At 62.9% G+C, this 26,473-nt stretch carries 23 protein-coding genes and 1 pseudogene; 11 read left to right on the plus strand and 13 right to left on the minus strand.

What is annotated here, in order from left to right; genetic code table 11:
• Positions 1-19: 19 nt before the first annotated feature.
• The gene (locus tag IPK65_11130) at positions 20-1,330 is read left to right on the plus strand and encodes an NAD(P)-binding domain-containing protein (protein ID MBK8163657.1); all 1,311 of its coding nucleotides are present in this window, start codon (positions 20-22) and stop codon (positions 1,328-1,330) included.
• 5 nt (positions 1,331-1,335) lie between these two features.
• Entirely contained in the window at positions 1,336-3,378 is a 2,043-nt protein-coding gene (locus tag IPK65_11135) for an ankyrin repeat domain-containing protein (protein MBK8163658.1), read from the plus strand.
• Between the two features lie 18 nt (positions 3,379-3,396).
• Here IPK65_11135 and IPK65_11140 read toward each other — a convergent pair whose 3' ends face one another.
• From IPK65_11140 to IPK65_11155, 4 genes are all read right to left on the minus strand, one after another.
• Positions 3,397-4,881: an FAD-binding protein gene (locus tag IPK65_11140; protein ID MBK8163659.1), complete on the minus strand. Its 1,485-nt coding sequence runs from the start codon at positions 4,879-4,881 to the stop codon at positions 3,397-3,399.
• A 165-nt stretch (positions 4,882-5,046) separates the two neighbouring features.
• Complete coding sequence (locus IPK65_11145) at positions 5,047-6,276, minus strand: HDOD domain-containing protein (GenBank protein ID MBK8163660.1); 1,230 nt, start codon at positions 6,274-6,276, stop codon at positions 5,047-5,049.
• A gap of 91 nt (positions 6,277-6,367) precedes the next feature.
• On the minus strand, positions 6,368-7,459 hold the full coding sequence (locus IPK65_11150; protein ID MBK8163661.1) for a cyclic nucleotide-binding domain-containing protein: 1,092 nt from the start codon (positions 7,457-7,459) through the stop codon (positions 6,368-6,370).
• 163 nt (positions 7,460-7,622) lie between these two features.
• Positions 7,623-8,312, minus strand: a complete 690-nt coding sequence (locus IPK65_11155) for a carboxylesterase (GenBank protein ID MBK8163662.1) — start codon at positions 8,310-8,312, stop codon at positions 7,623-7,625.
• Positions 8,313-8,481: 169 nt separating this feature from the next.
• Between IPK65_11155 and IPK65_11160 the strand changes: the two genes are divergently transcribed.
• Genes IPK65_11160 through IPK65_11175 form a run of 4 tightly spaced genes read left to right on the plus strand, consistent with a single transcriptional unit; the run spans position 8,482 to position 12,497 of the window.
• A complete protein-coding gene (locus IPK65_11160; GenBank protein MBK8163663.1) occupies positions 8,482-8,640 on the plus strand; it encodes a lipoprotein in 159 nt (52 codons plus the stop codon).
• Positions 8,641-8,646: 6 nt separating this feature from the next.
• Positions 8,647-9,894 carry a diaminopimelate decarboxylase gene (gene lysA, locus IPK65_11165; GenBank protein MBK8163664.1) on the plus strand — a complete coding sequence of 416 codons (1,248 nt, stop codon included), beginning with the start codon at positions 8,647-8,649 and terminating at the stop codon, positions 9,892-9,894.
• 22 nt (positions 9,895-9,916) lie between these two features.
• Positions 9,917-10,615, plus strand: a complete 699-nt coding sequence (locus tag IPK65_11170) for a class I SAM-dependent methyltransferase (protein ID MBK8163665.1) — start codon at positions 9,917-9,919, stop codon at positions 10,613-10,615.
• 34 nt (positions 10,616-10,649) lie between these two features.
• The gene (locus tag IPK65_11175; protein ID MBK8163666.1) at positions 10,650-12,497 is read left to right on the plus strand and encodes a tetratricopeptide repeat protein; all 1,848 of its coding nucleotides are present in this window, start codon (positions 10,650-10,652) and stop codon (positions 12,495-12,497) included.
• A gap of 2 nt (positions 12,498-12,499) precedes the next feature.
• Here IPK65_11175 and IPK65_11180 read toward each other — a convergent pair whose 3' ends face one another.
• Positions 12,500-12,964, minus strand: a complete 465-nt coding sequence (locus IPK65_11180; protein ID MBK8163667.1) for a tRNA (cytidine(34)-2'-O)-methyltransferase — start codon at positions 12,962-12,964, stop codon at positions 12,500-12,502.
• Between the two features lie 46 nt (positions 12,965-13,010).
• Here IPK65_11180 and IPK65_11185 point away from each other — a divergent pair, with 46 nt between their 5' ends.
• Positions 13,011-13,988, plus strand: a complete 978-nt coding sequence (locus IPK65_11185) for a dihydroorotate dehydrogenase (GenBank protein MBK8163668.1) — start codon at positions 13,011-13,013, stop codon at positions 13,986-13,988.
• A gap of 95 nt (positions 13,989-14,083) precedes the next feature.
• Here the strand turns inward: IPK65_11185 and ntrC are convergent.
• From ntrC to IPK65_11220, 7 genes and pseudogenes are all read right to left on the minus strand, one after another.
• Positions 14,084-15,525, minus strand: a pseudogene (gene ntrC, locus IPK65_11190) (nitrogen regulation protein NR(I)).
• Positions 15,512-16,579 (minus strand): nitrogen regulation protein NR(II), encoded by a 1,068-nt coding sequence (gene glnL, locus IPK65_11195; GenBank protein MBK8163669.1) that lies wholly within the window; start codon positions 16,577-16,579, stop codon positions 15,512-15,514. The pseudogene ntrC and the gene glnL overlap by 14 nt, the downstream one beginning before the upstream one ends.
• A gap of 260 nt (positions 16,580-16,839) precedes the next feature.
• A complete protein-coding gene (locus tag IPK65_11200) occupies positions 16,840-17,394 on the minus strand; it encodes a DUF4124 domain-containing protein (GenBank protein ID MBK8163670.1) in 555 nt (184 codons plus the stop codon).
• A gap of 98 nt (positions 17,395-17,492) precedes the next feature.
• Complete coding sequence (glnA, locus tag IPK65_11205; GenBank protein MBK8163671.1) at positions 17,493-18,899, minus strand: glutamate--ammonia ligase; 1,407 nt, start codon at positions 18,897-18,899, stop codon at positions 17,493-17,495.
• Positions 18,900-19,073: 174 nt separating this feature from the next.
• Positions 19,074-19,307 carry a sulfurtransferase TusA family protein gene (locus tag IPK65_11210; protein MBK8163672.1) on the minus strand — a complete coding sequence of 78 codons (234 nt, stop codon included), beginning with the start codon at positions 19,305-19,307 and terminating at the stop codon, positions 19,074-19,076.
• On the minus strand, positions 19,304-20,350 hold the full coding sequence (locus tag IPK65_11215; GenBank protein MBK8163673.1) for a tRNA (5-methylaminomethyl-2-thiouridylate)-methyltransferase: 1,047 nt from the start codon (positions 20,348-20,350) through the stop codon (positions 19,304-19,306). The genes IPK65_11210 and IPK65_11215 overlap by 4 nt, the downstream gene beginning before the upstream one ends.
• Before the next feature lie 145 nt (positions 20,351-20,495).
• Entirely contained in the window at positions 20,496-21,062 is a 567-nt protein-coding gene (locus IPK65_11220) for a hypothetical protein (GenBank protein ID MBK8163674.1), read from the minus strand.
• 302 nt (positions 21,063-21,364) lie between these two features.
• On the opposite strand from IPK65_11220, the gene glyQ reads away from it, so the two are divergent.
• Genes glyQ through IPK65_11240 form a run of 4 tightly spaced genes read left to right on the plus strand, consistent with a single transcriptional unit; the run spans position 21,365 to position 25,677 of the window.
• Positions 21,365-22,300: a glycine--tRNA ligase subunit alpha gene (gene glyQ, locus IPK65_11225; protein ID MBK8163675.1), complete on the plus strand. Its 936-nt coding sequence runs from the start codon at positions 21,365-21,367 to the stop codon at positions 22,298-22,300.
• Positions 22,297-24,390: a glycine--tRNA ligase subunit beta gene (locus IPK65_11230; GenBank protein ID MBK8163676.1), complete on the plus strand. Its 2,094-nt coding sequence runs from the start codon at positions 22,297-22,299 to the stop codon at positions 24,388-24,390. Before glyQ ends, IPK65_11230 begins: the two co-directional genes overlap by 4 nt.
• A complete protein-coding gene (gene gmhB, locus IPK65_11235) occupies positions 24,369-24,959 on the plus strand; it encodes a D-glycero-beta-D-manno-heptose 1,7-bisphosphate 7-phosphatase (GenBank protein MBK8163677.1) in 591 nt (196 codons plus the stop codon). The genes IPK65_11230 and gmhB overlap by 22 nt, the downstream gene beginning before the upstream one ends.
• Before the next feature lie 4 nt (positions 24,960-24,963).
• On the plus strand, positions 24,964-25,677 hold the full coding sequence (locus tag IPK65_11240) for a 1-acyl-sn-glycerol-3-phosphate acyltransferase (GenBank protein MBK8163678.1): 714 nt from the start codon (positions 24,964-24,966) through the stop codon (positions 25,675-25,677).
• A 1-nt stretch (position 25,678) separates the two neighbouring features.
• On the opposite strand, the gene rsmA is transcribed toward IPK65_11240, so the two are convergent.
• Positions 25,679-26,470, minus strand: coding sequence for a 16S rRNA (adenine(1518)-N(6)/adenine(1519)-N(6))-dimethyltransferase RsmA (rsmA, locus tag IPK65_11245; GenBank protein MBK8163679.1), 792 nt, complete (start codon positions 26,468-26,470; stop codon positions 25,679-25,681).
• Positions 26,471-26,473: the final 3 nt, after the last annotated feature.

The raw sequence follows: 26,473 nt of genomic DNA on the forward strand, positions 1-26,473 counted from the left end.
TATTCAAGAGCGGGTCAGGATGTCATTCGCGATTACTGTGCAATTGGCAGTGTACGGCGCCTTGCTGGTGCTGATTGTTGTGTATTTCTACCGACGCCGGCTCCGGAGGACGGAGCGCGCGCTGTACGCGCTGCGGCAGGAGACCGACGCCGGTCATGCCGGTCCGGTGTCACTGCATCCGCTGATAGACGTCTCCCGCTGCATCGGCTGCGGCGCCTGTGTGAGCGCTTGTCCTGAAGGAGGTGTTCTAGAGCTGATCGACAACAAGGCGGCGCTGATCCGCCCTTCCCACTGCATCGGTCACGGCGCATGCAATAACGCCTGTCCGGCCGATGCCATCACGCTGGTGTTCGGCAGCGAGAGCCGCGGCGTAGATATCCCCATGGTGAATCCCGATTTCGAGACCAATGTGCCGGGCCTTTTTATCGCCGGCGAGCTTGGCGGCATGGGATTGATCCGCAACGCCGTCGAGCAGGGCAGGCAGGCGATGGAATCGATCAGGAAAATGCGCGGACGTGGCCGGGATGGACAGATCGACGTGATCATCGTAGGGGCCGGACCGGCGGGGTTTTCGGCATCGCTGGCGGCGATGCAGCATGAATTGCGCTGTGTCACCCTCGAGCAGGACTCGCTCGGCGGAACGGTGGCCCACTTCCCGCGCGGAAAGATCGTCATGACATCGCCCATGGACATTCCCATGGTCGGAAAGGTGCGGCTCACCGAGACTAGCAAGGAGGCACTTCTGACATTGTGGCAGGATGTCGAGCGAAAGACCGGATTGAGGATCAACTATCACGAACGGGTGGATATGATCGAGCCGGCAGCTGACGGGTTCGTGGTCAAGACGTCGCGAGCTATCTATCAGGCGCGGTCAGTGCTGCTCGCCATCGGCAGGCGCGGCACGCCGAGAAAGCTGGAGGTCCCGGGCGAGGATCTGTCCAAGGTGGTCTATCGTCTGATCGATACCGACCAGTATCGAGGGCGGCATGTGCTGGTAGTGGGTGGCGGCGATGCTGCCATGGAGGCGGCCGCCAGCATCGCAGAGGAGACGGACGCGAAGGTCACGCTGTCCTACCGGTCGGAGGCCTTCTCGCGCGCCAAAGAGAAGAATCGCATCCGAGTCAACGAGCTTGCCACGAGCGGTCGGCTGCAGGTCATGATGAAATCTAACGTGAAAATGATACAGTCCGACCGGGTTTTTATTGAACAGGAGGGGCGACTGCTCCAGTTGTATAACGACGCGGTGATCGTCTGCGCGGGCGGGGTGCTGCCGACAGCATTCCTGCAGCAGACAGGCATCCAGGTGGAAACGAAATACGGTACGGCCTGACGGGTATGCATCAACGAACATTCGCAAGGACCATCCTGGCCGCCTGCCTTCTGCTGGGCGGAGCCGTCCTGTCAGGCGGAGGGGCGTCGGTGCACGCGGCCTCCATGGATGACGTGAATGCCGCGATTCGCGTGCGTGACTACGGCCGCGCAGCGCTGCTGCTACGGGAGCAGGCGGACGCCGGTGATGCCGAGGCCCAGTACCAGCTGGCCGCACTGTACCGTTCCGGGCAAGGTGTGACCAAGGATCATGCCGAGTCTGTGCGCTGGCTCAGACGGGCGGCGGAGCAGGGGCATGTCAAGGCCCAGTACAACCTTGGGGTGATGTACGAGAACGGATGGGGCGTGCCCGTCGATGATGCGCAGGCGATGCAGTGGTTCGAGAGGTCGGCCGGGCAGGGATACGGCATGGCCAGGAAACGGGTCGCAGGTGCGAGCGGCGACGGACAGACGGTCACCGCGGATCCGCAGGCGGCCAGGGAGGCGATGATGTCATCGGTGCGGAAGGGCGACGCCGCCGGGGTTGCCCGCTGGTTGCAGCGCGGCGCCTCGCCCGATGCCGTCGACGACTATGGAAATACTCCTCTGATCGAGGCGGTGCGTCGGGACGACCCGGCGCTGGTGAAGATTTTGCTTGCGGCAGGAGCCGCCACTGCGGCCGTCAACAGTTATGGAGACAACGCCCTGCTGATCGCCGCGCAGCGGGGGCGGCGGGAGGTTATCGATGCCCTGCTCTCCGCCGGGGCGGCTGTGGAGGTGGCGGACCGCAATAAGAACACGCCGCTGCTGCTGGCAGCGATGGAGAACCATAAGGAAATCGTGGAACGCCTGTTGTCCCGCGGCGCAGATGTGCATCATCGCAACTTGAAAGGTTGGACGGCGATACAGGCCGCTCGCAGTAAAGGCCTGGTTGCTATGGAGCGGATCCTTCTGGCGCATGGCGCAGAGCCGGTGTCCGATGAGCCGCGTCGTCAGTCCGCGGGACCATTGCCGATCGAAGAACCGGCGGACGGGGTCTCCGCCGGTGGAGAAAAGAGCGCACGCCCGTACGCCGGCTGGTCTCCCTTGATGATCGCCGCCTGGCGCGGCCAGGAGGCGATGGTCGGGGATCTGCTCGGCCAGGGCGCCGATCTCGCCACGCGAGATGTCGACGGTTACGACGTCCTGAGCCGCGCGGCATGGCGCGGCCATGTCGCCATTGTGCGGCGTCTGCTGGCGGCAGGCGCCGATCCCGGAGCGCAGGCGCGCAATGGAAAAACCGCTCTCATGCTCGCCGCCGAAAACGGCCACGCCGAAGTGGCGGCCGTCCTCGCAGCGGCGGGCGCCGTGGTGGATGTGGCGCGCGCGACCGACGGGCTTACGGCTCTGATCGTTGCGGCGCAGGCCGGCCATGACGAGGTGGTCGCGGGCCTGTTGCGCGATGGTGCCGATCCGGATCGCGCGGCCTCGGATGGCAAGACGGCATTGATGATGGCGGCACAGGCCGGTGATAGCGCCCTGGCGGCGCTGCTGCTTGATCGCGGGGCCAGGATCGATGCAGTCGACAAGACGCGGCGCAGTGCCTTGTGGCTGGCCGCGAGCGAGGGGCGTAAAGACACAGTGCGCCTGCTGCTTGCGCGCAAGGCGGCGCTGGAGGTCAGCGATGCCGACGGGATTACCCCGCTCACGCGGGCCGCACAGGCAGGACGGCCGGACGTGTTCCGGCTGCTGCTGGCAGCCGGCGCCGCGACTGACAGCCGCAGCCTGTCAGGCAACACCGCGCTTATGTTCGCAGCCGACGGCGGGTACGTGGAGATCGTCTCGGATCTGATCGCACGCAAGGTGGATGTTGATGTACGCAATGAAGTCGGCAATACCGCGCTGATCGTCGCGGTTCAAGGTGGGCATGTCGAAGTGACCCGGCAACTGCTCGAGGCTGGCGCAAATCCGGATATCCGCAACAACAAGCGCCAGCAGGCGGTTACCCTGGCAGAGCAGTCCGGTGATCCCGGCCTGTCCGGTTTGTTTGCCGACTACCGCGGGAAACGCAAGATGTTCGGATTGTTCTGACGAGGCATTTCGATCTGGCTAGAAGCGGTCCAGGTCCGGGAACGGAACGTTACCTCCGTGCACGTGCATGCGGCCCAATTCTGCGCAGCGGTGCAGGGTTGGCACCGCCTTGCCGGGATTGAGCAAGCGGCGCGGGTCGAAGGCGTCCTTGATCAGATGGAACTGCCGCAGCTCGTCGGCGCCGAACTGCGTGCACATCTGCGCCAGTTTCTCCACCCCGACGCCATGTTCACCGGTGATGGTGCCGCCGACGGCAAGGCACAGCTCGAGGATGCGGCCGCCGAACTCCTCGGTGCGTTCCAGCTCGCCGGGCTTGTTGGCGTCGTACAGGATGAGCGGATGCAGATTGCCGTCGCCGGCGTGGAAGACATTGGCGACGGGCAGTCCGAACTCGTCCGACCAGAGCGCGATCTGGCGCAGCACCTCGGGCAGGCGACGACGCGGGATGGTACCGTCCATGCAGTAGTAATCGGGCGCGAGACGACCCACGGCCGGAAAGGTGGCCTTGCGTCCGGCCCAGAAACGCTTGCGCTCGGCCGCATCTGCCGCAATCCTGATGTCTTTCGCATGTGCCGCAATCAGGCAGGCGCGCACCCGTTCCACCTGCGCCGCGGTTTCAGCCGCGTTGCCGTCTAGTTCGCACAGCAATATCGCCGCGGCGTCGACCGGATATCCGGCCCCGGCGTAGGCTTCGGCCGCGCGTATCGCCGGATTGTCCATCAGCTCGAGCCCTGCGGGGATGATGCCCGCGGCGATGACAGAGGCCACCGCGTCGGCGGCGGATTCGACACTGTCAAACGCGGCGAGCATGACCTGCGTGCTTTCCGGCAACGGCAGCAGCCGGAGCGTCACCTCGATGATGACGCCGAGCAGGCCCTCGGAGCCCGACATGAGGGCGGGGAGGTCGTAACCGGGGCTGTCCAGTGAGCGCGAACCGAATTCGAGCAGGCGGCCGTCACAGGTCAGTATCTTCATGGCCGCCACGTTGTGGACCGTCAATCCGTACTTGAGGCAATGAACCCCGCCCGAGTTTTCCGCCACGTTGCCGCCGATCGTGCAGGCGATCTGGGAGGATGGATCCGGGGCGTAGTAGAGGCCGTGTACGGCGGCGGCATCGGTGACGGCGAGGTTGCGCACCCCCGGTTCCACGCGCGCGAGGCGGTTGGCGGCGTCGATATCGAGGATGCGGTTGAACTTCGCCAGGCTCAGCAGCACGCCGTCGGCGAGGGGCAGCGCCCCGCCGGACAGCCCGGTCCCCGCGCCGCGCGCGACCACCGGGACGCCGAGTCGATGGCAAATCTGCAGGACGGCCTGGACCTGCTCCACAGTCTCCGGCAGGCACACCAGCAGCGGGCACTGGCGATAGGCGGACAGGGCGTCACACTCGTAGGGACGCAGGGATTCGGCTTCACTCAGCAGGCAATGCTCGGGCAGGGTGGCCCGCAGGGACTGGATCAGTGAGTCCCGGTCGACGGCGGTCGGTTCGATCAATTCCGTATCCATAGATTATGCAGTCGTGCCGGAAGGTGCAATGAATCCCCGATCCGGTGGTTTATAGACGCCTGCGAGGGATTTTACACGATTGTCGCGCGGCGGGTGCGGCTGGTCATGCGGCCGCGCAGCGTCAGTGTCGAGCCGGCAAGGCCGGGCGGGCCGTTCCGTCAGGGGTCAATGCGGCGTGTCGTGCAGGTCGGATTTGATCTCACGCATGATGGTGTCGGCCCATTCCAGCGAGCGCAGATAGGCCTCGGTGATGGTGTCCTTGCTCATGTTGCTGCACTCAAGCCTGTCCCATTTTCCCTGTTCGTAGGCGATGACGCTGTTCAGTATGGCCGCGTACGGTCCTGCACGATTGATCAGGGCTTCCGTGATCTCCGGGCTCAGCGGCAGCGCACCCAGGATCTCGGGCAGAGGCTGATCCATCATTGCATCCAGGGTGGAGAACAACCCGACGATGAACGCCGAATCCTTGTTGGCTCCCGGGAAAGACGCGGCGAGCAGCTCGCACATCTTGCTGCGTATCAGCGAAGTGGTGATGAGTTCGTCCGGCTTGTCGTCGATCCCGGTCAGCGCGATCAGGGTGGCCCAGCGCTTGATCTCCTTTTCGCCCAGATAGACGATGGCGTGGTGGATCGAGTCGACCTTCTTGCTCAGGGTAAAGGCGGCGGAGTTGATGTAGCGCATGAGCTTGTAGCTCATGGTCGGATCCTGGGAGATCAGCGCTTCCAGCTCCCGGATGTTGATCTCGGGGTTTTGCAGCTCGGCCATCATGCGCATGGTATTGAGGCGGTTGGCAGGCATGCGTCGCCCGGTGAGGACGCGCGGCTTGCAGAGGAAGTATCCCTGGTAGTAATCGAATTCGAGCTCCTTGCAGCGGTCAAACATCTCGGGAGTCTCGATCTTTTCCGCCAGCAGCTTGATCGGGTATTTGTTCAGGATCAATACGTGCTCTTCCAGCTCCACATGGTTCAGTGCCTGCACGTCGAGCTTGACAATATTGGCCTCATTCACCAGTGGCTTCAGATCCGGGTGATAGATGAAGTCGTCGAGCGCGATGATGTAGCCCATCTGCTTCAGTCTGCGCACCGCGGCGATGACCGTCTTGTCTATCTCGATGTCCTCGAGGATCTCCAGCACCAGCTGCGAGCTCGGCGGAGGCAGGAGGTCGATATTGGTGATGAAATTGCGCGTCACGTTGATAAAGGCCTGATGATTGCCGACGACCTTTTCGAGGCCCATCTCCAGGAAGCTGTTGATGAGGATCTGTGATGTCGCCTGGTCGCCATCGACCACCTTGGCCTGGGTCTGGTCCTGGCGACGATAAAGCAGCTCGTATCCGATCACGTTCTGAGCGGCGTCGAAGATAGGCTGTCTACCGATGTAATAGTGCTGCTGCATGGTTATTCTTATTGGTAACTGATTCGTTATAAATTTCCCCGGCTCCGGTCAGCTCCTGTCATGGAGCGCCGACCGCCGAAGCCTTGCCCCCTCAGGCATGCAGTGGTCTGAAACCGCGCGGTCCTGTGCCTGGTTTGCTGCGGCCTTCTGCTCTGCCGGCATCGCTCAGCAGACGGCTCTCGATGCCGTGGCAGGAGAGCAGAAACGCCGCAGTCGCTCCATCTCCGGATTTATCCGAGTAAATGATGTAATCATGTCCGCGATCGAGCAGGCGGGCCAGCTGGCGCATCAGCCTGAGCGGCAGATTGACGCTGCCGGGCAGGCGGCTGCGCTGGAAGGCGCGAACCGGGCGCACATCGAGCAGTACGGAGTCGTGTGCCTGTTCAGGCGCTACGTCGGAATACGCGATCCGTTTGAGCAGAGGCCTTACCAGCAGGGTGAGAAATTCCCCCTTGGAGACGCAGGCCACGCGAGTGTCCTTCAAGGCGGTCGCCGTGGCGTCGCACCGGCCGCTGGCGATCAGTCCGTACTCGCCGATCCCTTCTCCGGGGCCGGGTTCCATGAAGAGGATATCGCGGCGCCGCTGACTGGAGCGCCTGGTCAGACGCAGGCGTCCCTCTTCAATGAAGTAATAGTGCCTGGCGGGATCGCCTTCCCGGGCCAGTGTATTGCCGGCGGGTATCCGGAGCCGCGTCATCCGGTTCTTCAGCACCTGCCGGTGGGGCCATGGCAGGCGCGAGAACAGCGGGGATGCAAACAGTCGCGCGTCCGGGGCTTCGTTGTCCGCAGCGGGGGCAGGCTGCGAGGCTTCGTCAGCCGCAGGCGCGTCCCGGCCGCGTTCCAGCAGCCTGGTCAGGAGCTCCGAATCGATGCTGAGAACGGTGACGCTGGTCCGGGCCAGAGCGGTAACGCGGCGGGGATTGTGCGCATCGATCGCCGCGCTGGCCTCGAATGTATCCGCGCGGAGCATCCGCGTGTCCTGGCCGTCGGACAGGAGCGCCAGCTGGCCGGCCATGAGAAACAGGGTGCGGGTGGACGTCTCATCCCGCTGAAACAGGCAGCGTCCCGGAGGCAGCCGCGCTATGACTGACGAACGGATCAGCTCCTCTCGCGCGGCGGAATCCAGCTTGTTCAGGGGTGAAAATTGGCTTAACTGGGTATCGCCGACGATTGGATGCGTCACGCCCATCGGTGCTCCTTTGCCCGGTAGAATATTTGACCCTCTCTGGATCATATTAACGGCGTCGAGGGGAGGCTCCTAAAGAGCTATGCTGCAAGAAGATGGCCCTGCCGGATCTCTGGATGGATCAGCGGGGCGGGGGTTTTTCTATAATAGTATGAATTAATTATATTTTATTGATCATTCGAGGCATCCTCCGGTCCAGCCAGGCCGCGATGTCGGCGACCTCCCCGGCGCAGAGGCTGTGACCCATGGGATAGGTACGCCAGTCCACCGGGTAACCCAGCCGGGTCAGTACATCGCATGAGCGGCGCGCCGCGGGCAGGGGAATGATGGCGTCTTCGCTGCCATGCGCCATCAGGATTGGGACTCCGGCGTTGGCGGGATGGGCCTCCTGTTGCAGGGTCTCCGCCAGTGGCAGATAGGTGGACAATGCCAGGATCCCGGCCAGACGCTCCGGATATCTCAGGCCGGTATGCAGGGCAATGGCACCGCCCTGCGAGAATCCGGCCAGCAGGATGCGCGCGGGCGCGATGCCCGCTGCGATTTCGCCGGCGATCAGGAGACGCAGGGCCTGTTCCGACTCCCGGATGCCCGGGCCGTCCTCGCGCGGCGGGACGGCGCCGGAGATGTCATACCAGGCGCGCATGCGCATGCCGCCGTTGATTGTCACCGGCCGATGGGGTGCGTGGGGAAAGATGAAGCGGACACCCGCGGCGGGCGGCAAGCCCAGATGGGGGACCAGTGATTCGAAGTCGTGGCCGTCGGCCCCGAGTCCGTGCAGCCAGAGGATGCTTGCTTGGACCGTGGTCGTCGGTTCTATGATGACCGCGGGCAATACCGTGTTCGCCGTCATGGGCCCTCCTTCAAATCAGGCCCGGGTTGCGGCACCGTCTGCGTGGGCGGATCGCATAGCCTGTGCCACATGAACTGATTATACTGGGACGTGTTCCTTGCGGGTCCGCCCGCAAGCACCCTGCGCGGCACCGGCCATGCATCCTGTCTTCGCGGCTAAGCTAGCAAAAATGCACGGATATGAACAGTCGAAGCGGTGCGGCATCCCGATCCGGTCACGCTGGGTGGCGGTCGGGGCGCTGTGCCTGCTGCTGATTACCGCCTGCGGCCAGAAGGGCGACCTCTACCTGCCTGACGACAGCCGGATAGAACAACCACAGACCGAGTGAGTCGCCATGGATGATTTTTCTTACCGCGGCGGCGTCCTCCACGCCGAGGACGTTGATCTGCGCACCATCGCCGCGGAGATCGGCACCCCGTGCTACATCTATTCGCGCGCTGCGATAGAACGCCAATGGCGCGCCTTCGACGCGGCAATCCACGCCCGCGAGCATCTGGTCTGCTTCGCCGTCAAGGCCTGTTCCAATATCGCCATCCTGAACCTGCTGGCGCGTCTGGGATCGGGCTTCGATATCGTATCCATCGGTGAACTGGAGCGGGTGCTGGCGGCAGGCGGCGATGCCGGCAAGACCGTTTTCTCCGGTGTGGGTAAAGGCCGGCAGGAAATCCGGCGTGCGCTCGAGGCCGGTATCGCCTGTTTCAATGTCGAGTCCGCCTCCGAACTCGAACGGATCAACGCCGTCGCAGGGGAGATCGGGCGGCAGGCACCTGTTTCGCTGCGCGTGAACCCCGATGTGGACGCGAAGACGCATCCGTACATCTCGACGGGGCTCAAGGAAAACAAGTTCGGCATCCCGGTGACGGACGCGGCGGAGCTGGCCGGCCGCGCCGTGCGCATGGACCATGTCGAGCTGGTCGGCCTGGACTGCCATATCGGATCGCAGCTGACCTCGACGGCGCCATTCGAGGACGCCCTGGACCGCCTGCTCAGGCTGGTGGACACGCTCGCCGGCCGGGGCATCGTGTTGCATCATCTCAATCTCGGTGGCGGGCTGGGGGTGCGTTACCGTACGGAACATCCGCCGTCGCCGGCCGAGTATGCGGCCGCCCTGTTGCGCCGACTGGGTGACCGGCCCGGCAGGCTTCTGATCGAGCCGGGGCGCGCCATCGTCGCCAACGCCGGCATTCTGCTTACGCGCGTCGAATATCTGAAGCCGGGGGAGTGCAAGAGCTTCGCCATCGTGGACGCCGCCATGAACGATCTGATCCGTCCCGCCCTGTACGACGCATGGCATGAGATCCTGCCCGTGGTTCCGCGTACGGGCCGCCCTGCCCAGTTGTACGATGTCGTCGGCCCGGTGTGCGAGACCGGCGATTTTCTCGGGCAGGCGCGTGAGCTCGACCTGGAGTCCGGCGACCTGCTCGTGGTCGGTTCCGCCGGCGCCTACGGCTTTGTGATGAGTTCGAACTACAATTCCCGCCCGCGTGCGGCCGAGGTCCTCGTCGACCGCGCCCGCGCCCACGTGATACGCGAGCGGGAGACCTTGCCGATGCTGTATGCGGGCGAGCACCTGCTGCCCTGACTCCAGCCCGATACGCAGCGGCATGAGACGCGTCCCCGAACCCGAGCTGATGGAAGATGAGCCGCAGGCGCGCGCCTATTCCGAGGCCGATTTCGCCGAACCGCATTCGATGTTCGTGCGACTGTGCAGGGAGGCCTGGGCGGGGCATGAGATCCGCGGGCGCATGCTGGACCTCGGCTGCGGACCGGCGGATGTCACCGTGCGCCTGGCGAAGGCTTTCCCCGCCCTCGCCATCGACGGCGTGGACGGCTCGGCGGCGATGCTCAGGTACGGGGAGGAGCGCGTGCGCCGGCATGGTCTCGCCTCCCGCATCCGCCTGATCCATGGCCGATTGCCGGATTGCACCTTGCCCGGGGATTGCAACGCCATCGTCAGCAACAGCCTGTTGCACCACCTGCACGATCCCGCGGTCTTGTGGGATACCGTCTGGCGCTGTGGCCGACCGGGTGCGGCGGTATTTGTCATGGATCTGATGCGTCCGGACGACGAATCCCAGGCACAGGAACTGGTGGAGCGCCATGCAGCGGACGCCCCCGAGGTGCTCCGGCGTGATTTCCATCACTCGCTGCTCGCCGCCTACCGGCCGGGAGAGGTGCGCGGACAGCTTGATGAGGCCGGCCTTCCCGGGTTTCTCGTGCGAGGGGTCTCGGACCGCCATCTTGCCGTGAGCGGGTTCATCACCGCGGGATCCGGCGCCCGGCAGGGTACCCGCAAACCATGATGCGGCGAACAAGCCGAGGTTGAGACACCGCACGATGTCCACGCGCACGGGAGGATCAAACCGGGGTGGATCGAGGCGCGGCGGCGCGACGGGCGGCGCTGCTGCGTTGTCCGCGACGCTGCGGCGTGCGCAGTCATGCTATCAGGCGGGCAGGCTCGCGGAAGCGGCAGCGTACTGTCAGGAAATCCTGGGCAGCGCCCCCGGCCACTTCGATGCACTGCACCTGCTGGCGATCCTGGTGTTCCAGCTCGGCCATCCGGAGGAAGCTGCACGCCTGATCGAGCAGGCGGTGGCGATCAATCCGCGCTCTGAACAGGCCTTCATGAGTCGGGGTATTATCCTGCAGGCCTTGTACCGCTATCCGGATGCGCTGGCGAGTTATGACCGCGCCGTGGCGCTCAGGCCGGCGTTCGCCGAGGCCTGGTATCGCCGCGGGAACGTACTGCATGACCTGAGCCGCCGCGATGATGCGCTTGCCAGTTACGATCGCGCCCTGGCGATCAAGCCTGATTACGTGGAGGCGCTGTACAACCGCGGGCTGATACTGCAGGAGATGATGCGCCACCCAGAGGCACTGGCCAGCTATGAGCGCGCGCTGGCACTGCGTCCCGATATTGTCGACGCGCATTACAATCGCGGCCTGATCCTGTATGAGCTGCGGCGTTACGATGAGGCGCTCGCGAGCTACGAGCGTGCGCTCGGGCTCAGGCCTGACATGCACGAGGCGATCAGCAACCGCGGCAATACGCTGCGCCGCCTCAACCGCTACGAGGAGGCTTTGCTCTGTTTCGTGCAGGCGCTGCGGCTCAAGCCGGATTATGTCGAGGCGCTGGTCAACAAAGGTCTGGTGCTGCAGGACCTGGACCGTTGCGAAGACGCCTTGAAGAGCTTCGAAGAAGCCATCAGACACAGCCCGGGCTCGCCCGAGGCGCATTGCGGCGCCGCGCTCTGCCGGCTGTCGCTGGGCGATTTCGCGGCGGGCTGGGAAGAATACGAGTGGCGCTGGCGGAACCCGCAGACAAAGGGCCTGCGTCACTTCCCCGAGCCGCTCTGGCTGGGACGGGAGCCGGTGGCCGGGCGTACCCTCCTGCTATGGGCCGAACAGGGCTTCGGGGATACCATTCAGTTCTGCCGCTATGCAAAAAACCTGGCCGAAGCCGGCGCCAGGGTGATCCTGGAGGTGCAGCCGGCCCTGAAATCCCTGCTGTCCCGGCTGGTGGGGCCGGCGCAGGTCGTGGCGCAGGGCGAGGCACTGCCCGCCTTCGAGTGGCATTGCCCCCTGCTGAGCCTGCCGCTGGCATTCAGGACGACCCTGGCCGGCATCCCCGCGCCTGCCGGATACATCACGCCGGACGACGCGAAGGCCCGGGTATGGCAGGCCATCCTCGCCGACACGCGAGGCCTGCGGGTCGGGCTCGCGTGGTCGGGGGATCCACGCCACCCCAATGACCACAACCGCTCGCTGCCGCTGTCCGGGATGCATGCACTGCTCGCCGTGGAGGCCACTTTCATCGGCGTGCAGAAGGAGGTGCGCGAAGCGGATGCGGCCTTCCTCGCGGCCCACCCGGCGATTCTTCGCCCAGGGGAACGTGTGGCGGACTTTGCCGATGCCGCGGCGCTCATCGCGAGTCTCGACCTGCTGATCACGGTGGACACTTCGGTCGCCCATCTCGCCGGCGCGATGGGAAAACCCGTGTGGATCCTGCTCCCGCATAACCCCGACTGGCGCTGGCTGCGCGGGCGCGACGACAGCCCGTGGTATCCATCGGCGCGCCTCTTCAGGCAGGCGGCTCCTGGTGACTGGAGCGGGGTGATCGAGCGCCTGGTGGAGAATCTGCGTGAACTGGCGCAGTCGCTGCGGCCGGCGGCCGGCTCGCCGTGATCCTATGCCCCTTGCGCGAAGTCCTGCTGCCGCCAGGCTTCATAGACGATCACAGCGACCGCATTGGAAAGGTTGAGGCTGCGGCAGTGCGGCGCCATCGGAATGCGGATGATCCGCTCGGGCGGCAGGAGGTTCAGCAGTTCCGCGGAGAGGCCGCGCGTCTCGGGGCCGAACAGGAAGGCGTCGCCGGGTGTGTAGGCGGCTTCGGTGTAGAGCGTGCCTCCGCGTGTGGAGCAGGCAAAGACGCGGGCCGGCGCCACCGTCTCGAGAAACGAGGCGAGATCGCGATGCTCCCGCAGCCGGGTGTACTCGTGATAGTCAAGTCCGGCGCGCCGAAGACGGGCGTCATCGAGCGTAAAACCGAGCGGGTGGATGAGGTGCAGGGCGGTGTGGGTGTTGGCGCACAGGCGTATAATATTGCCCGTGTTGGGCGGGATCTCGGGCTGGCAGAGGGCGACGTGGAACATGCGCGGGCGGCTCCGGTGACAATCCTGATGTAATAACCTCTGTGCGATGGGTGGTCAAGCGGTGAACGAGGATGACAAGCGGGCGCTCGAGCTCGATTTCTGCGGCATGCATTTCGCCACGCCGCTGGTGCTGTTGTCCGGGTGCGTCGGTTTCGGTGAGGAATATACCCGCGTCGAGGGATTCTCCAATCACGATGCCGGCGCGGTATGCCTGAAGGGAACGACGCTCAAGCCCCGTCTCGGTAACCCGCCGCACCGGGTTGCTGAAACGCCGATGGGCATGCTGAACGCAATCGGGTTGCAGAATCCCGGCGTGCACCACGTGGTGAAGGTGATCCTGCCGCGGCTCGATTTCTCCGAGACCCGTTTCATCGCCAATGTCTCCGGGTCCACCATCGAGGAATACGTCGAGGTCACGCGCGCCTTCGACGACTCGCCGATCGACGCCATGGAGATCAACATCTCCTGCCCCAACGTCAAGGAGGGCGGGGTACAGTTCGGCAACGATCCGGACATGTCGGCGCGCGTGGTCGCCGCCTGCCGCGCGGTTACGAGCAAACCGCTCATCACCAAGCTGTCGCCCAACCAGACCGACATCGCCGAGAACGCGCGCCGCTGCATCGATGCCGGCACCGACGCCTTCGCCGTCATCAACACCCTGACCGGGATGGCGATCGATATCGAGCAACGCACGCCCATCATCGGCAACAACCAGGGCGGGTTGTCCGGGCCGGCGATCAAGCCCATCGCGCTGCTGAAGGTGCATCAGGTCTATCAGGTGTGCCGGGGCCACGGCATCCCGATCATCGGGCAGGGCGGCGTGTGCGGCGCGGAGGATGCGCTGGAGTTCCTCATCGCGGGCGCCACCGCGGTCGGCGTCGGCACCGGTCTCTTTTATGACCCGCTGCTCTGTCCCAAGATCAATGCTGGCATCGTCGCCTACCTCAAACGTCATGGACTGAGCGAGGTCGGCCAGCTGACCGGCACCCTGGTGCTCAACGGGCAGGGGATGGGGTGCGCCTGACGCCGTAAGGCAACTGTGGCGCCGAAAGCGGGTGCTGGGGGAGCCGTGGTATCTCCGCCGGGACGCTTCCGCTCCCGTCACCGCTCGTCACCAGGTCACGGTTCGACCTGTTCTTCCTCCGGCACGGTATCGTCCTCGGCGATGCCGAGTTCCTTGATCTTGCGGGTAAGCGTATTGCGACCCCAGCCCAGCAGCTTGGCCGCCTCCTGACGCCGGCCACCGGTATGGCGCAGCGTTGTTTCGATCATGATGCGCTCGAAACGCGGCACCGCGTCGCCGAGCAGGTCCGTGCCGCCCTGGACGAGCCGGTTGTCGGCCCACTGCTGCAGCGCGGTTTCCCACGCGCTCGTTTCCCCTCCGGAGGGGAGCTCGTGCCTGAGTTCGGGTGGCATGTCCTCGAGGTGGATCACCCGTCCGGGCGACATCACCGTGAGCCAGCGGCAGGTGTTCTCGAGCTGGCGGACGTTGCCGTTCCATTCCAGCTGGGTCAGGAACTTGGTGGCCTCGCTGTCGAGCGATTTCGGTTCGACGGCGAGCTCCTGCGCCGCGCGATTGAGGAAATGCTGGATCAGCATCGGGACATCCTCGCGTCGTTCGCGCAGCGCCGGGATATGGATGCGGATGACATTCAGGCGGTGATAGAGATCCTCGCGGAACTGCCCGGTGCCTTGACGCGCTCTTCGAGATTCTGGTGCGTGGCGGCGATGATGCGCACATCCACCTTGATGGAACTGTGGCCTCCCACGCGGTAAAACTCGCCGTCGGCCAGCACGCGCAGAAGACGTGTCTGCAGCTCGACCGGCATATCGCCGATCTCGTCCAGGAACAGGGTGCCGCTGTCCGCCTGTTCGAAACGGCCGCGGTGCATGTTCTGGGCGCCGGTAAAGGCCCCGCGTTCGTGGCCGAACAGGTCGGATTCGAGCAGTTCGCGCGGGATTGCCGCGGTGTTGATCGCGATGAATGGACCGTCGGCGCGCGGGCTGTGGCGGTGCAGCGCGCGCGCAACCAGTTCCTTGCCGGTGCCGGATTCACCCGTCAGCAGCACTGTCATGTTGGAGCGCGCCAGGCGCCCGATGGCGCGGAACACCTCCTGCATGGCCGGGGCCTCGCCGACGATTTCCGGAGAATGCGTGTTGGTCTCGTGGGGCTTGGTGCCGCTGCGCCGGCGCTGGCGGATGGCGTGATTGATCAGGTCGGTCGCCTCGTCGACATCGAACGGCTTGGGCAGGTATTCGAACGCCCCGCCTTCGTAGGCGGCAATCGCGCTGTCGAGATCGGAATGCGCGGTCATGATGATCACTGGCAGATCTGGGTAGCTCGTCTTGATGAGTTCCATCAGTGCGAGACCGTCCATGCCCGGCATGCGGATGTCGGCGATGATGGCATCGGGTTGCTCGGTGCTGAGGCGGTCCATGATGCCGGAGGCGCTCTTGAAGCTGGTGACCTGCATGTGGGACTTCGCCAGGGCTTTTTCCAGCACCCAGCGGATGGAGCGGTCATCGTCGATGACCCAGACGTGGTCGTTATTGCTGCTCATGCTGTTCCTCAAGTGGCAGTATGATGGAAAAGACGGTTCTACCTGGGCGGCTGTTGCACTCGATAAGTCCGCCGTGCTGGTTCACGATCGACTGCGCGATGGGCAGGCCGAGGCCGGTGCCCCCCGGGCGGCCGCTGATCATGGGATAGAAGACTTTGTCGATCATGTCAGCGGGGATGCCCGGACCACTGTCGATGATGTTGATCTGCACCACCAGCTTATGGGTCCTGTGTCCGATGGTGAACTGGCGCTGGGTGCGCGTCTGCAGCATGATCGTACCCTTGCCGTTGATGGCCTGCAGCGCGTTGCGCGTGATGTTGAGTACGGCCTGTATGAGCTGGTCGGCATCCGCGTGAAGTTCGGGGATGCTCGGATCGTAATCGCGCAGGATCGCGACCTGCGTGCCCGCCTCCGCCTGTATCAGTGCGCGGACGCGCTCGGTGACCTCGTGGATGTTCACCTTGCGCTTGAGCGGGATGGCGTTCGGGCCTAGCATTCTGCTCAGCAGGGATTGCAGGCGGTCCGCCTCACCGATGATCACCCGGGTGTATTCCTTGAGAGTCTCGTTGTTCAGCTCGCGGTCGAGCAACTGGGCGGCCCCGCGCAGACCGCCCAGGGGATTGTTTATCTCGTGCGCCATGCCGCGCATCAGCGTCCGGGTATTGTTGTACTGCGCAATGAGGTTCTCCTCGCGCGCGATCTTCATGTGCCGGTCCACCTGCAGCAGTTCGAGCAGCAGCTCGTGGTCGTTGCGTTCCTGCAGCGGGGTGACTGTGACGTCGACGGTGACCATGCGCTGGTCCGGCATGCGCAGCCGGGCGCCGCGCTCCGTATACGGGTGGCCGCTGTGCAGGGAACGGCTCAGAGCAAGGACGAATTCCTGGGATTCCGGGAACAGGCGTATGACCGGCTGGCCAAGGATATGCCGCGCACTGACCTCGAACAGGATCTCGCCCGCCGGATTGATATATTTGAGCTCCAACGCCCCGTTGAACAACAACACCGCAGTGTTGAGGTTCTCAAGGATCCGCTGATCGGTGCGCCCCGTTGTCATCGTATTTGCTAACACATCCTCGTTTTGCAAAAAGTAAACCAATCATGCGATGACGAACGATTCGATCGAAGAGTTTATGCGGCGTATCGAATGGCCTGAAAAATATTGATTAAATACAACGGAATAAACTGATGCATGCAAGATGCCGCGGTGCTATCGGGATCGATGATGCCCATAAATCAGGCACAGGTTGCACACTGTAAATCTGTATGTTGCCCTATTTTAGGGCAATGACCCGGATTGCGCGATCATTATGGGGCTTAGGGGCGACCTGGCTGCAGGGTCGAGTGCTGTTTGAGGTGGATGGTGACGGGCGCAGAATGCATCAGGACTCGACCTGCGATGTCGTGCACCTCTGCAGTAAGGACATGCGAGCCGCGGTCGACCTCGGCGATTGTGAAGCGGGTGTCGTCTGCCGGTCCGGCGACCCGGCTGCCGTCCAGCAGGATCACCAGGCGGTGTCCCTGCTGCACCTTCAGGGCGGGTTCGAGAGCGATGTCTACGCTGACTTCGCGCTCATTGCTCCATATGACCTGGTCATCGGTGGGCTCCATGATCTCAAGACGGTCATAGGGCGGCACGATGGGTTGTGTGCGTTCCACGGCCCCGGCGCCGGCGGGCGACTTCAGTGAGGGAATCACCATGGGCTGCGGCGGGTCTATCTTCTCGGCATTGGGCAGCGGTTCGCTCGAGTAGGTTACCGTGCCGTCCGGCAGCACCTGTTTGTAGATCTCCGCGGCCAGGGCGCAGGGAGCCAGTCCCAGGAGGCAGATCAGGCCGGGAAGACAGAGGTTCTGTATCTTGTTCAGCATCATCCCATCTATGTATCCGGGAACGCGCAGGATGTCAAAAAAAACCCCCGGCCAGGCGGGCCGGGGGTTTTGGCATGGTATGAACCGGAAACGCGCTTGGCTTACATGCTGTAGTACATGTCGAATTCGACCGGATGGGTGGTCATGCGAATGCGTGTGACTTCCGCCATCTTCAATTCGATGTAGCTGTCGATCACGTCGTCGGTGAAGACGCCGCCGGCCTTGAGGAATGCGCGATCCTTGTCCAGGTAGTCCAGCGCCATATCGAGCGAATGGCAGACCGTCGGAACTTCCTTGAGCTCCTCCGGCGGCAGATCGTACAGATTCTTGTCCATCGCGTCGCCGGGATGAATCTTGTTCTTGATACCGTCCAGGCCGGCCATCAGCATGGCGGCGAAGGTGAGGTAAACATTGCCGGAGGAATCCGGGAATCGCACCTCGATGCGGCGCGCGATCGGGTTGGAGACCCAGGGTATGCGGATCGAGGCCGAACGGTTGCGGGCCGAGTAGGCCAGCAGCACCGGGGCCTCGAAGCCGGGCACGAGACGCTTGTAGCTGTTCGTGCTGGAGTTGGTGATGGCGTTCAGGGCGCGGGCGTGCTTCAGGATGCCGCCGATGTAGTACAGGGCGAGTTCCGACAGGCCGCCGTATTTGTTGCCGGTGAACAGGTTCTTGCCGCCCTTGGCGAGCGACTGGTGGACGTGCATGCCACTGCCGTTGTCGCCGACGAGGGGCTTGGGCATGAAAGTCACGGTCTTGCCGTAGGCGTGCGCCACATTCCAGATCACGTACTTGAGGATCTGGTTGGTGTCGGCGCGCTTGGTCAGGGTGTTGAATTTGGTGCCGATCTCGCACTGGCCCGCGGTGGCGACCTCGTGATGATGGATCTCGACTTCGACGCCCATCTCCTGCAAGGCCAGGCACATGGCCGAACGGATGTCCTGCAGCGAGTCGACGGGCGGGACCGGGAAGTAGCCGCCTTTGGTGCCCGGGCGATGGCCGATGTTACCCTCCTCGAACACGCGCTCGGAGTTCCACGATGCCTCATCAGAGTCGATCTTGTAGAAGGAGCCGCCCATGTTGGAGCCCCAGCGCACGTCGTCGAAGATGAAAAACTCGGGTTCCGGGCCGAAATACGCGACGTCGGCGATCTTGGTGGACTTCAGGTATTCCTCGGCGCGCTTGGCAATGGTGCGCGGGTCGCGCTCGTAACCCTGCATGGTCTTCGGTTCAAGGATGTCACAGCGGATGATCAGCGTGGTCTCATCCATGAAGGGATCAAGCACGGAAGTCTCGGCATCGGGCAGCAGGATCATGTCTGATTCTTCGATACCCTTCCAGCCGGCGATGCTGGAGCCGTCGAACATCACGCCGTCCTTGAAGGTGCCGGCGTCGATGCGGTGTGCGGGGAAGGAAACGTGCTGCTCTTTGCCGCGGGTGTCGGTAAAGCGCAGGTCAACGAATTTGACCTCCTGGTCCTTGATCATTTTTAAAACTTTCTGTGACATTTGCATCCTCCGAGACTATATCTAAACGGTTGCTGGTCAGACTTCCTACCCGGTAGCAGAAACTATGCCATGCCGGAATCTTATTTAATTACAGATACATAACTATTATCTAATTCACCGCACAGCGTAAAAATGCACCATCGTGGTGCTGCAACGTTCCATCATGGGGCGTAGCTATGGGATTCTGCACACTTCCAAGACAATGCGTATCTCTTCCTTGCCTTGTTCTGAATCAAGCAGCCTGTGGCCGTGGATGCGGCACCATGCGGGGATGTCGTGGAGCGTGCCGGGGTCGGTGCACAGGACTTCCACGATGTCCCCGTTTGCCAGCTTGTTGACCATGTTCTGGGTACGTATCACCGGGATCGGACACAGCTGAAAACGCACGTCGAGAACGTGGTGGCTCATGCTATGTACCACTCGCCGGGGATCTCCTCCTGGCTCATGGGGCGTACCTGGATCTCGCGCGGCTGGCGACCTGGCTCGATGATCTCGACGCTGACCAGCGCTGCATCCTTTCCCCTGCCGTAGCGCGCAACAAGCCGCGCCGATAACCGGAGTTCTTCTTCATCCGCCGTACCGTCGAGCAAGGCCAATGGTCCGCTGTGGCTGGTCGAGCGGAAGGCAGTATAGCGGTTTTTATAGCCTTCGAGGAACCTGTTTTCGCCTTCTTCGCGCCCAACAATGAGCTTGAAGTTACGTCGCGGCCGGATATGGCGGCCGACCTTGAGGAGCATGATATCGTCCAGTTCATAGTCCCGCCGCCCGCGCGATGTCCATAGATCCTCAATTTTGACCGCGTATTGCTCATTGGTCAGGAAGCAGCAGCCGCCCGCGGGTTGGGCATAGTCATGCAGCCCGTAATGCTGCGCCAGTGCGATCTGCGGCTTGCGGGAACGGCCGTTGAAATCGTGGAGGCGGGTGCGATCGACCCACCCTTCGCGTTCCGGCAGGGTCGGCGACAGCAGCTTTGCGCACAATGGTCTGAGCAGGCGGTCGTTCGCGCCGGACTCGCGGGCTACAACAGGGAACGTGTCCCGGCGCTGGGACATGGGACGCTGACCCAGCACCTCGCCGGTGATGATGAAATCAAACCCGTGCTCCTCCATCCATTCGCGCGCCTTCCTGACCATGAATCCCTTGCAATCAAGGCATGGGTTGATATGTGCACCGTAGCCGTGCTTCGGGTTGATGACGATATCCTTGTATTCCTCGATAACGTCGACGATATGGAGTTTGATGCCGAGCTGCTCTGCGACCCAGAGCGCGTTGTTGCGTTTGGGTCTGGCGGAGTCTTTGCGGCGGATGGCGTGCGTATGCCCCTCGACACAAAAGCCGGTGAAGAAGTTGATGCCTTCGACATGGACGCCATGGTCCTGTATGACGCGCGCGGCGAGCATGGAGTCCAGCCCGCCGGAAATCAGGGCCACGGCATTGCGCTGCGTCGCCATATCGTCTAGGGGGTGTTGTCCCGTCCCGGTGAAGACCGGTAATAATAGCAAATCCGGGATGTTTTGGACAAAACGACTTCACCGCGTTCGCGATGGTCGTCAGCGTTACGCGGGAAAGGCATCCGGAGGGCGGTGGGGCGTGGTGTTACATCAGGAATGCGTCGTTGTACGCCGGAGATCTGACCGGGGTGGCGTCGGTGAAGGTGCGGATCACCCGCAGGGCGTGCAGGCTGCCCGTATCGCTCCACAGGTCGAAAGCATGCAGTGGAGACAGGCGGGCGCGTTCGTCTCTCAGTTCGCGTATGGCGTGCAGGAGATCCATCAAAGTGACGAACCCGCGCGCTAGGTCGGCATACAGGCCGCCCGCCTCGAAAGGCGCGGATTCGTGCAGCTGATGGTATGCATTCTGACCCAGCTCGACCATGTCACCGAGACGGAGCTTGCGGCGCTCCGCATGTTGCGGAAACAGTCCGGCGAACAGGAGGCAATGGTCGCCGATGTCCTTCAGCCGTTCGACGCGGGATTTTGACTGCAGGAGCGGATCGTTAAGGTAATCGAAAGCCAGCACCCGCGCCATCATGAGCGGCTTGGCCGAAAATTGCGCCAGCAGCCCGACCAGGTAGTTTTCCGCTTGTTCGGTGATTGTGCAGCCGGTGAGATGCTCGGCCTGGCTGACGAGTTTATGCCATTGTGTAGCGGATGTCGGGTTCATGATTGATGGTTGCTGTCTTGATGTTGACCGGTGCTATTACATCGGCACAGGGTTCCACCGCCTTAGCGACCAGGTCTCATTTTGCCCATGCCAGCCCGGCGAGCTTGCGGTAAAAAGGCGGCAGTTGATACCATGCGGGATCGCGCGCATGGGTTGGTAATGACGCAAGCCGGCCGCGCCTGCCGGAGGTGCGGTGCAGCGATACCTCGGGCCGCACTGAAATCCATGCGGATGAACGTTATACTTCGAGGGGACACAGTCGCGGTGATTCCACTCGCCCATCAAATGTTGGCTGACAGATTATGACGCAAACCCCTGACCTATCGACTTTCCAGGGACTGATTCTCGCGCTGCAGCAGTACTGGATAGCCAAGGGCTGCACATTGCTGCAGCCCTACGACATGGAAGTCGGCGCTGGCACTTTCCATCCGGCCACCTTCCTGCGCGCGATAGGTCCGGAGCCGTGGAGCGCAGTCTACGTGCAGCCCTCGCGGCGGCCGACGGACGGGCGTTACGGCGAGAACCCGAACCGGTTGCAGCATTATTACCAGCTTCAGATCATGATCAAGCCTTCGCCACGCGATATACAGGAGCTCTATCTTGGATCGCTGCAGGTATTGGGAATCGATCCGCTGGTGCACGATATCCGGTTCGTGGAGGATAACTGGGAGTCGCCCACGCTCGGCGCCTGGGGGCTCGGCTGGGAGGTGTGGCTCAACGGGATGGAGGTCACGCAATTCACCTATTTTCAGCAGGTGGGTGGGCTGGATTGCCGCCCGGTGACAGGTGAAATCACCTATGGCCTCGAACGGATCGCGATGTACCTGCAGGGCGTCGAGAGTGTCTACGATCTGGTATGGTCGAGGAATGGGCCGGTCGGCAGGGTCACTTACGGCGATGTATACCGCCAGAACGAGGTCGAAATGTCCGCCTACAATTTCGAGCACGCGGATATCGATATTCTGTTTTCCTGGTTCGATGACTGTGAAGCACAGAGCAAACGTGTGATCGAGGCCGGCCTGCCGCTCGCGGCCTACGAGCTGATGTTAAAATCTTCACATGTGTTCAATCTGCTCGATGCCCGCCGTGCAATCAGCGTAACCGAACGCGCGCGTTATATCGGGCGCGTGCGAGCCCTGGCGGAGGCCGTTGCCCGCGCTTACTACGAACGGCGCGCAGCCCTCGGTTTCCCTATGTGCAGCGCAAACGTCTCGAATGCGCCGGAGGATGGTGGATGACTGAATATCGCGATCTGCTCCTCGAAATTGGCACCGAGGAGCTGCCTCCCAAGGCGCTGCGTCACCTGAGCGAGGCGCTTGGCGAGGGGGTGCGTGCGGGTTTGCACAAACTCCATCTAGGTTTCGACGACATCAAGGTGTATGCAACGCCGCGCCGTCTCGCGGTGCTGGTGCTGCGGCTGGCGGGAATCCAGCCGCATACGGTGGAGGAACGGCGCGGACCGGCATTGACGGCGGCCTTCGACGGGCAGGGCAATCCGACTCCGGCTGCGCTTGGCTTCGCGCGTTCCTGCGGCATCGACATCAATGCGCTGGAGACGCAGGAGGGCGACAAGGGCGCGTGGCTGTTATACCGCAGGGAGCAGCAGGGTCGTCATGTGCGCGAACTGCTGCCTGAACTGGTTCGCCAGCAGGTTGCTGTGCTGCCCGTGCCAAAGCGCATGCGCTGGAGCGACCTCGAAGAGACCTTCGTGAGGCCGGTGCACTGGATCGTCCTGCTCTACGGCGAAGAGGTTCTGCCCCTGCGTCTGTTCGGTCTTGATGCCGGGCGCGCGACCCGCGGGCATCGATTCCTTCGCCCCGGACAGATCAATCTGTCAGAACCGGCCGCGTACGCGCCGCTGCTGGAGACCGAGGGCCGTGTCATTGCTGATTTCTCCGTCCGTCGTGAGGCTGTGCGCGCGCAGGTGATGGAGGCCGCGGTCGCGGCCAATGCAGAGGCGGTGATCGATGAAAGTCTGCTTGATGAAGTGACGGCGATGGTCGAATGGCCCGTCGCGGTGCGCGGCGGGTTTGAGCGCCGCTTCCTCGAAGTTCCCTCCGAGGCGCTGATTTCCGCCATGAAGGCGCATCAGAAGTATTTCCACCTAGTCGACGGCCATGGCCGGCTGATGCCCGCCTTCATCACTGTGAGCAACATTGACAGCCCTGCCATGGACATCGTGCGCGCGGGCAACGAACGGGTCATCCGTCCGCGTCTCAGCGACGCCATGTTCTTCTGGGAACAGGACCGACGGCACACGCTCGAGTCACGACTTCCCGGATTGCAGCAGGTGATCTTCCAGCGCAAGCTGGGTACATTAAGGCAGAAATCGGAGCGGGTCGCGGCGCTGGCCGCCAATGTGGCGCAGATGCTCGGAGGCGATGTGCGCTCGGCCGAACGCGCCGGGCATCTGTCCAAATGCGATCTGATGACCCAGATGGTGGGCGAGTTCCCCGAACTGCAGGGTGTCATGGGGGGGCACTATGCGCGCCATGACGGCGAGCCCGATGAAGTGGTGCTGGCGCTGCAGGAACAGTATTTGCCCCGCTTTTCCGGTGATCGTCTGCCCGTCACCGGGACGGGCCGCGCCCTCTCGGTGGCCGATAAGCTCGACACACTGGTCGGAATCTTCGGCATAGGTCAATCGCCGACGGGGGACAAGGACCCGTTCGCCTTGCGGCGCGCCGCCATCGGCGTGTTGCGCATCCTGATCGAAGGAGGGCTGCCGCTAGACCTGGTTCGTCTGCTCGACGCGGCGACAGCGATCTACAAGTCGCATGGCCAGGCCCTGGGTCACGAGCGGGCGGTCGCAGATCAGATTTACGGATTTATGATGGACCGTCTGAGGGCCTATTATCTGGAGACGGGGATGAACATCGAGGCGTTCGAAGCAGTATTGGCGCGTCGTCCAGCGCAGCCGTTGGATTTCGACGCCCGGGTCAAGGCCGTCGCGCGCTTTCAGGCAATGCCCGAGGCGGTGAGTCTCGCGGCTGCCAACAAGCGCATCGGCAATATCCTGAGGAAGGCCGAGGAAGACATTCCCGATGACATTTCTGAGTCACTGCTGAGCGAGCCCGCGGAGAAGGCGCTTGCCGATGCCATGAAAGCGTGCGAGAGGTCTGTTGGACCACTGGCCGAGCGCGCGGATTACAGCGGCGTCCTCAGGCATCTGGCTGAGATGCGCGGAGTGGTGGACGCCTATTTCGATCAAGTGCTGGTGATGAGCGAAGATGCGTTGGTGCGGCGCAACCGTCTCGCCCAGCTCAGCCGGCTGCGCGGGCTGTTCATGCAGGTCGCCGATCTGTCATGCCTGTTCAACCAGGCATAACGCCGGGCGGGTCGCCGATACCGCGCCTGGTGATTCTGGGTCGCGACGGCGTGATAAACGAGAGGCGACCGTCCGGCGTACGCACCGTCGATGAGTGGAAGGCGATATCCGGCAGCCTGCGCGCCATCGCTCGGCTGACTTCTGCGCAGTTTCATCTTGTGGTAGCGACAAACCAGCCCGGCATCGCGGGCGGAGCTCTTGACGGCGGGATACTCGCGCATATCCATGCGAAGATGAACAGCGATATTGCCCGCGAAGGTGGCCGGATTGAGGCGATCTTCTACTGCCCGCATGGTGTAGATGATAAGTGTTCTTGCAGGAAACCCAGGCCGGGCCTGTTGCTGGAGGTGGCAAAGCGCCTGGATGTCGACATGGACGGTGTGCCATTTATCGGAGATACGTCCGACGACATCGAGGCCGCCCGCGCGGCCGGTGCGCGCCCTATTCTGTTGCGCACCGGCCGCGGCCTGGAAACGGAAAAATCCTGTGCCGGGTGTGCGGATGTCGAGGTATACAACGATCTCGCGGATGCGGCGTCGGCCCTGATCGACTTGCGCGAGGCGGACTGAGTACATGCTGTTTTTTCGTTCTTTTCTGTTCGCAGTGGGTATGTGGTTGTCGACGCTTATCATCGCGCCGCTTGCCGTTCTGACTTTTCCATTTCCGTTCACCGCGCGGTATGCCTTTATCACCCAATGGGCCCGTTTCAATCTGTGGTGGCTGCGGCTTTCATGCGGCCTGCGATATGTGGTTCACGGGCGCGATAATATCCCCGCCGGAAACGCCATAGTTTTTTGCAAGCACCAATCGGCCTGGGAAACGCTGGCATTGCAGAGCATCTTTCCTCCGCAGGTCTGGTTATTAAAGCGCGAACTGCTGTGGGTTCCGTTCTTCGGCTGGGGGCTCGCAATGCTTGAGCCGATCGCGATTGACCGTCGCGCCGGGCGCAAGGCAGTAGAGCAGCTGGTCAGGCAGGGCAGGGAACGCCTGGCCGATGGTCGCTGGGTTGTGATATTTCCCGAAGGCACGCGAGTGGCGCCCGGACAGACCGGACGTTACGGTATCGGAGGGGCCGTGCTCGCGGCAGCGAGTGGCTATCCAGTTGTCCCGGTCGCGCACAATGCCGGCGAGTTCTGGCCGCGCCGCGGTTTCATCAAGCGACCCGGAACGATTACTGTTGTCGTGGGTCCCGTGATCGATCCTCACGGGAAGGACGCAGAGACGATCAAGGAAGAGGCAAAAGAGTGGATTGAGCGGAACTCTCGGGAGCTGAGCACCGCCCGCTGATTCAACCGCTCCGGGCGGGGGTGAGTTTTTCACTCAACCTGGCCAATTCCTCCACATGAAGTTGCTCGGCCCGCAGATTGGGGTCGACAGCAGCGGCGTCAAAGGCGTCATCCGTCACCAGTCCCTTGAGTGCGTTGCGCAGGGTTTTGCGTCTGTACGCGAACGCGGTTTTAACCAGAAGCGAGAAGGCGTCATAATCGGCAACCTTGACTCTTGGCTCCGCATGAGGTATCAGTCTGACGAAACTCGAGTCGACCTTGGGTTGCGGAATAAACGCGCCTGGGCCGATGGTGAATAATTGCTGGACCTCGCAGTGATACTGCACCATCACGCTGAGTCGGCCGTACTGCCGGTTACCGGGATCAGCCGCCATACGATCAACAACCTCTTTCTGCAGCATGAGATGCATGTCCTGGATGCAGCCGAGCTGATCGATGAGCCGGAATAACAGCGGCGTGGAGATATTGTAGGGCAGGTTGCCGACGACGCGCAGCTTGCGCCCGTTTCTGGCCATGGCGCAGATATCAGCATCCAGCGCGTCAGAGTTGTGAATAGACAAAGTGGAGTTGCCTGGGTACTTGAGCTGTTCAAGATGCTGGATCAGATCGCGATCAAGTTCAATCACGTCAAGTTCGATGCCGCAAGAAAGCAGCGGAACAGTAATCGCGCCGCGCCCTGGTCCGATTTCAATCATGTGATCGCCGGAGCGGGGGCCGATCACCTTGACGATTTTCGAAATGGCGCCCTGGTCTTGCAGAAAATTCTGACCGAATCGCTTGCGCGGCAGGTGCATATT

This window comes from Gammaproteobacteria bacterium, from assembly GCA_016712635.1.
Taxonomy (GTDB): domain Bacteria; phylum Pseudomonadota; class Gammaproteobacteria; order SZUA-140; family SZUA-140; genus JADJWH01.